The 6,285-nt window shown below is 70.3% G+C and carries 8 protein-coding genes; 4 read left to right on the forward strand and 4 right to left on the reverse strand.

Translation table 11 applies throughout. From position 1 onward, the window contains the following. Window positions 1-17: 17 nt before the first annotated feature. Genes ACFY1L_RS50460 through ACFY1L_RS50470 form a run of 3 tightly spaced genes read right to left on the reverse strand, consistent with a single transcriptional unit; the run spans window position 18 to window position 903 of the window. Window positions 18-362: a hypothetical protein gene (locus ACFY1L_RS50460; RefSeq protein ID WP_388841847.1), complete on the reverse strand. Its 345-nt coding sequence runs from the start codon at window positions 360-362 to the stop codon at window positions 18-20. Next, entirely contained in the window at window positions 362-505 is a 144-nt protein-coding gene (locus ACFY1L_RS50465) for a hypothetical protein (protein WP_388841849.1), read from the reverse strand. The genes ACFY1L_RS50460 and ACFY1L_RS50465 overlap by 1 nt, the downstream gene beginning before the upstream one ends. A gap of 29 nt (window positions 506-534) precedes the next feature. After that, window positions 535-903: an ArsR/SmtB family transcription factor gene (locus ACFY1L_RS50470; protein WP_388841852.1), complete on the reverse strand. Its 369-nt coding sequence runs from the start codon at window positions 901-903 to the stop codon at window positions 535-537. 86 nt (window positions 904-989) lie between these two features. On the opposite strand from ACFY1L_RS50470, the gene ACFY1L_RS50475 reads away from it, so the two are divergent. The 4 genes from ACFY1L_RS50475 to ACFY1L_RS50490 all read left to right on the forward strand — a co-directional run bounded on the left by ACFY1L_RS50475 (window position 990) and on the right by ACFY1L_RS50490 (window position 4,444). Then, a complete protein-coding gene (locus ACFY1L_RS50475) occupies window positions 990-1,346 on the forward strand; it encodes an ArsR/SmtB family transcription factor (RefSeq protein ID WP_388841855.1) in 357 nt (118 codons plus the stop codon). A gap of 153 nt (window positions 1,347-1,499) precedes the next feature. Continuing rightward, window positions 1,500-2,468, forward strand: a complete 969-nt coding sequence (locus tag ACFY1L_RS50480; RefSeq protein ID WP_388841890.1) for an MFS transporter — start codon at window positions 1,500-1,502, stop codon at window positions 2,466-2,468. A 118-nt stretch (window positions 2,469-2,586) separates the two neighbouring features. After that, on the forward strand, window positions 2,587-3,951 hold the full coding sequence (locus tag ACFY1L_RS50485; RefSeq protein WP_388841858.1) for an FAD-dependent oxidoreductase: 1,365 nt from the start codon (window positions 2,587-2,589) through the stop codon (window positions 3,949-3,951). Window positions 3,952-3,979: 28 nt separating this feature from the next. Beyond that, window positions 3,980-4,444, forward strand: coding sequence for an ArsI/CadI family heavy metal resistance metalloenzyme (locus ACFY1L_RS50490; RefSeq protein WP_388841861.1), 465 nt, complete (start codon window positions 3,980-3,982; stop codon window positions 4,442-4,444). Window positions 4,445-4,906: 462 nt separating this feature from the next. Here ACFY1L_RS50490 and ACFY1L_RS50495 read toward each other — a convergent pair whose 3' ends face one another. Beyond that, complete coding sequence (locus tag ACFY1L_RS50495) at window positions 4,907-5,758, reverse strand: calcium-binding protein (protein ID WP_388841864.1); 852 nt, start codon at window positions 5,756-5,758, stop codon at window positions 4,907-4,909. Window positions 5,759-6,285: the final 527 nt, after the last annotated feature.

Here is a 6,285-nt window from a genome sequence, read left to right on the forward strand (position 1 = left end):
AACGGCGCCATTCCCTGTCAGCGGTCCTCGTCGGCCAGGGTGAGCTGCTGGCGGTGGAAGTCGAAGTGCTGGGTCGGGTAGCGGTAGAGGTCGGCGACGGTCATGACGTCGCAGAAGTACGGGTCCCAGCGGGTCGGGAAGTGCATGCCCACAGCGAGGCCGGCGTCCCGTTCGGCGTCCAGACGGCGGTGCAGGTAGGCGATCATGCGGTCGAACGCGGATCCCATCCGTCGGCGTCCGAGAAGCTTCGCGCCGCCGAGCGGGCCGAGGTAGTTGACGACATCGAAGGGCCTGGTCCCGGCGTTGAGGAGTCGGGCAAAGGACCGGCTGGCACCGCGCGGCAGCCGTTTGAAGACGCGCATCAGGACCAGCAGCGGCCGTCGGTGGGCCGGCGCAGATCCGCCTCGGTCGCGTCGTCGAGGAGCCGATGGAATGCCGTACGGGCGCCCTCCAGCTCTGCGTGGATCGCCTGACGGTCCACCGGCGGCTCCTCGATCGGACTCACCCACTCCCTGCGCGGCCCGTGCTGCCGGCTCAGCCGAGGGAGCCGAGCATCTTTCCCATCGCGGCGACCACCGACGGCTCCACCCGGTAGTACACCCATGTGCCGCGCCGCTCGGAGGCGAGCAGGCCGGCCTCCTTGAGCTTCTTCAGATGGTGGGAGACGGTCGGCTGGGAGACCCCGACGTCGGAGATGTCGCACACGCAGGCCTCGCCGCCCTCGTGCGAGGCCACCGCGGAAAACAGGCGCAACCGCACCGGGTCGCCCAGCGCCTTGAACATCCGGGCCGTCTTCTCGGCTTCGTCGGCAGTCAGGGGGCGCTCGGTGAGCGGAGGACAGCACGGCGCCACGGCCTCGGGGACCTCGGGTTCCAGCAGCGGCAGCGCCCTCGTATTCGACATGCATCTATGTTGACACACGTCGAACCAGTGGGCGAGGGGCGGCAGGGCTACCCTCTCCTCTCCTCATCGATTATCGTCGATTACCGATGAGAGATTTCCTGGAACGCGCCGAGGCGGAGGAGTACGCCAGCTGGTTCAAGGCGCTGGCCGACGCCACCCGCATTCAGATCGTCACGCTGCTGGCGCGCAGTGGTGAGCCACTGACGGTGGGGCAGATCGTCGAGGCCGTGGGAGTGGGGCAGTCGACGGTCTCGCACCACCTGAAGGGACTGGCGGAGGTGGGCTTCGTGCTGGTCGAGCGGAAGGGCTCGTTCGGTTGGTACCGGCTGAACGAGCGCTGCGTGGCCGCCTTCCCTTCGGCTGCCGATGTCGTCATGGGGCGCCCCGCGCCTGCCCAGGATGCAGGCAGCGCGGCGCGCGGGCGCCGGCAAAGCGGCCCATGAGCATCGCCGCCGGGCAGGCCGAGCGGGCGCCGATGCGTTCCCGGGCGCTCTACGCGCTGCTGCTGGGGCTGGGCGCGCTGGACGCCGGCGGGTACAGCCTGATCGCACCGGTGCTTCCTGGCCTGGCCGCACAGACCGGGGCCGACGGCGGGACTGCTGGGCGCCACGTTCCCGCTCGGGATGGTCGCCGGGTTCACCGTGGGCGGAGCCATGGTCCAGCGCGCTAGCCCGGCACGGCTGGTCCTGGCGGGGCTGTCGCTGATCGCCGCGGGTAGCCACGGGTTCGCCCTCGGTATGGATCTGGTCGTCTTCGCCGCCTCCCGCCTGGTGATGGGGGTGGGCTCCGGGTGTCTGTGGCTGGGGATCACTTTCGCCGCCCTGGCCGCCTGGCCCGGCCAGGAGTACCGGTGCGTGAGCCGCATCTACGCCGCCTACTCCGCAGGCGGCCTCCTCGGTCCGCTGCTCGGGGCGATCCATGGGGTGCGCGGCCCCTTCGCCGCCTACCTCACCCTCGTCCTCCTCGCCGTCGTACCCGCGCTGATGCTCCGGCTTCCTTCCGGGGTCGGTGCGTTCAGCGCCGACCGGGGCGCTCTGCGCTCGCCCGGGTTCCGGGCGGCCGCTGTCGCAATCGTCGTCGCCGTACTGTCGCTCGGCATGTTTGAGGGGGTGCTGCCGCTTCACTTCGGCACCAAGCTGGACCAGTCCCGGATCGGTGTGCTGTACGCGGCGACGTCCGTAGTGGTGGCGGTCGCCGGGGTGGTGGCGGCCCGATGGCGGCCGCGCAGGGTGCTGCTGGTCTCCACCGTGCTGGTGGTCGCCGGCTTCGCGGTCGCCGGAGCCAGTTCTGTTGTACCCGTGTGGATCGCGGCACTCGCCCTTGCGGGGGCCGGTATCGGCCTGGCCAACACTGGAGGGACCGGCGTCCTCGTGGACGCCGTGCCCGCACCGCGCATCGTGACCGCCATGGTGCTGTGGTCCCAGCTCGGCATCCTGGGCTACCTGTTCGCCCCTCTGCTCGGCGGCCCCGTTGCCGATGCTTTCGGCTATGGGGCGGTCGCCGTCATCGTCGCGGTGACGGCGCTGGGGACTGCCGCGATGCTCGTCCGCGGCGACCGCGCGTGAACCCTCCGGCTCTAACTGGATCTTCAGATTCGACAAATGTCTATGTTGACGCTTGTCGAATCAGGTGCCATCCTGGCCGCGCAAGACATCGACAGACGTCGAAACAAAGGGGAGTCCCGTGAACGCACCTACCAACGACCAGCTGCCCGTCGTGGTCGTCGGCGCCGGCCCGGTCGGCCTGGCCGCCGCCGCCCACCTTGTCGAGCGAGGTCTGGAGCCGCTGGTTCTGGAGGCGGGGCCGTCCGCGGGCACCGCCGTACGGGCCTGGTCGCACGTGCGGCTGTTCTCCCCCTGGGGCGAGGTCACCGACCCGGCCGCTGAGAAGCTGCTGGCCCCGACCGGCTGGGTCCGACCCAATGCCTCCGCCTACCCGACCGGCGGCGACTGGGCCGAGCACTACCTGCAGCCACTCGCCGACGTCCTGGGCAACCAGGTCCGCTACGGCACCACGGTCACCGGCGTGGCCCGCGCCGGCCGCGACCGCATCGTCGACTCCGGCCGCGACGAGCAGCCCTTCACCGTCCACATCCAGTCCGCCGACGGCCGTGAGGAGCGGCTCACCGCCCGCGCCGTCATCGACGCCTCCGGCACCTGGTCCACCCCCAGCCCGCTGGGCGCCGACGGCCTGCCCGCCCTCGGCGAGAAGACCGCCGCCAACCGCATCTCCTACCGCGTCCCCGACCTGAAGGACCCGGCCGTACGCGCCCGGTACGCGGGCAAGCGCACCGCTGTGATCGGCTCAGGAGCCTCCGCGTTCACCGCCCTCGCGTACCTCGCCGACCTGGCCAAGGAGGAGGGCGGGACCCATGCGGTGTGGATCCTGCGCCGCGGAATCGGCGCGAACACCTACGGCGGCGGCGAGGCCGACCAACTCCCCGCCCGTGGCGCCCTGGGCCTGCGCGCCAAGGCAGCCGTCGAGGCCGGCCACGCGAGCGCGGTCACCGGCTTCCGTGCCCAGTCCGTGGAACGCGATGGCGACCGGCTGGTCCTCATTGCCGAGGACGGGCGCCGCCTGGACCCGGTCGACGAGGTCATCGTCCTGACCGGCTTCCGCCCCGACCTGTCCTTTCTTTCTGAGCTCCGTCTCGGCCTCGACGAGCGCCTCCAGGCCCCGACCGCGCTGGCTCCACTCATCGACCCGAACGTGCATTCCTGCGGCACGGTCTACCCGCACGGCGTGAACGAGTTGTCCCACCCCGAACAGGGCGTCTACCTGGTGGGCATGAAGTCCTACGGCCGCGCGCCCACGTTCCTCGCGATGACCGGCTACGAGCAGGTCCGCTCCATCACCGCCGCGATCGCGGGCGACCGGGAGGCGGCCGAACGCGTCGAGCTGACCCTGCCGGAAACCGGCGTGTGCGGCGGCGCAGGCCTGTTCGACGACCCCGACGCCGCCCAGAGCAGTGAGAGCGGCGGCTGCTGCGCCGCCCCGGCCACTGTGCAGATCGGAATCGGCGCCCCGGCCGCCTCTGGCGGCTGCTGAACTCCCCATCCACCCAAGGAGGTTCGCCATGTCCCGCGTACAGCTCGCCCTGCGCGTACCCGACCTGAACGCGTCCGTCGCCTTCTACAGCAAGCTGTTCGGCACCGAGCCCGCCAAACTACGCGACGGCTACGCCAACTTCGCCGTCACCGAGCCCCCGCTCAAGCTCGTCCTCATCGAAGGCCCCGCAGGTGAGGTAACCCGCATGGACCACCTCGGCGTCGAGGTCGACAGCACGGAGGCCGTCCACGCCGCCACCTCTCGCCTGAACGAGGCCGGACTGGCCACCGACGTGGAAGACGACACCACCTGCTGCTACGCCCTCCAGGACAAGGTCTGGGTCCACGGTCCCGGCCAGGAACCCTGGGAGGTGTACGTCGTCAAGGCCGACGCCGACACCCTGGCCAAGCAGCAGGGCAGCACCTGCTGCGCCGGCCCGGCCGAGGCCGACACCGGCTCGAAGGAACCGGCCGTCGCGGGCGGCTGCTGCTGATCCGCCGATGACCAACCTCCACACCGGCGAGGCCGTGACCGGGACGGGAGACCGGTCACGGCCCCGCGCCGCGCTGCCCGTCCTGTGCGCCCCGCCGGTCCGAGCAGTCTTGTTCCCTTCGCATGGTCTGCAGTCGCCTGCCGGGGTCTGGGGTGTCGCCCGGTTGCCCGGCGCGTGCCGTGCCCGGTTGTGCTCGGATGCTGGGTGTCGATGCCGTGCTGCGTGGGGTGGTGGCGGGCTGGCAGGGAGTGAATTCGCAGCAGGGTGGCCTCCGTCGGCGTGTGGTGCATACCCGGTGGCCGCACGCCGGCTGCAGCCGGCTCAGAGCAGGGCCGCCGTCAGCAGGGCGATCGCGGGCGGCAGGCCCTGGCCCAGGCCGCCGCGCCACAACCGGGGGAAGGAAGCGACGAAGACAATCGCCTGCTGCCTACCGCGAGCCGCATGTGCCGTGCGTTCGCCGGTTCAGGGGCGCACCTCGACGTAGTCGCCGGAGGCCGTGGCCGGCCCGGTGGTGGTGGTGCCGGTGAAATGCCATCGCCAGTAGCCGTCCTGGACTGCCTTGACGGTGGTGTGCAGGGTGCCGGTGCTGTTGGTGTTCACCGTGGCGATCGTGGTGTAGGTGCTGCTGTCCTTCGGACGAAACTGCAGCTTTACCGCCCGGCCCGCATATCCCGCGTACCGGTAGGTGTCCCAGTTGGCCCGCACCAGCTTGCCGGTGACGGTGATGCGGGCGCCCTTGGCCACGGGTTCCGGTGACGCGTTCACCGTGACACGCGCGGCCCGCTTGAGGCCGAACGACCCCACGCCGGGAGCGAAAACGGAATCGCCGTCGTTGGCGTCGACCAAGGCGTCCACCGACCAGGTTCCCGCGTTGGCGTTGGCCAGATCCACCGGATCGTCACTGCCCGGGGCGGGGTGGGCGTTGACGGTGAACGAGGTGGTGCAGGCCGTCGCGGTCTCGCAGAATGCGTCGGTGGTGTAGAAGCCGCCGTGCGGTCCCTTCAGATCCACGTCGACGAAAGACAGTCCGGAGTCATCCGATCCTGTGACCGTCACCGGGAACACCACGTTGCGGGTGATCCCCACGATGACGTCCTGCCCGGAGTTGATGACGGCATCGCCGACCGTCGGCTCGCCGAGCCCGGTATCGGCCGCGGCATCGGCCCGTGCTCCAACTCCTACCAGCATCACAGCGACGGCCCCCACCACGACACCGCGAGGGATGCGCCACACAGCGCGTACGACGGCCGCGGACCCGGCGTGTCCGCGCCCGCCGCCTCGTCTGACGCCGAATGGTGCGGCGAAACGGCTCATGAATCCTCCACAAGACAACGCACCCACACGCCCCCCAACAACGGCAGTCGGCGACGGGCACAACAAACGGATGAAAGGCCACCCCGTTCGACTGCCGAACCCACCCGACCGTTGCCCCCTGGATCGGAATGCCGCAACAACCCACCGCACCGGGACGCACCACACGACGCAACCGGCCTCACATCCGCGTGCTTTGACCAGGTCGTCCACGCTCCGGGTGGACACGCCGTGCACGTATGCTGCAGGCCGAGAAGGTGGACGACCCGCCCTCCTTCATCAACCGATGGACGATCGCAGGCGCCCGGGGTCTCGGGATTCACATCTGGGCCCAATGCCGGGGCGTGTCAGTAGCTTTGTGTAAGTCCTTGGGGTTCACCTGGTGTTGAGCCGGTCCTCGAAGAAGAGTGAGAACTGGTTCAGCGCCTTCTTCCAGTGTGCCGCGACGTGGTTGACATCGCGGGCCTTGGGGGTGATCAGCTCGCGGACGGCGAGGTAGAGCACCTTCAGCGCGGCCTGCTCCGAGGGGA

Source organism: Streptomyces sp. NPDC001663 (assembly GCF_042893105.1).
Lineage (GTDB): Bacteria > Actinomycetota > Actinomycetes > Streptomycetales > Streptomycetaceae > Streptomyces.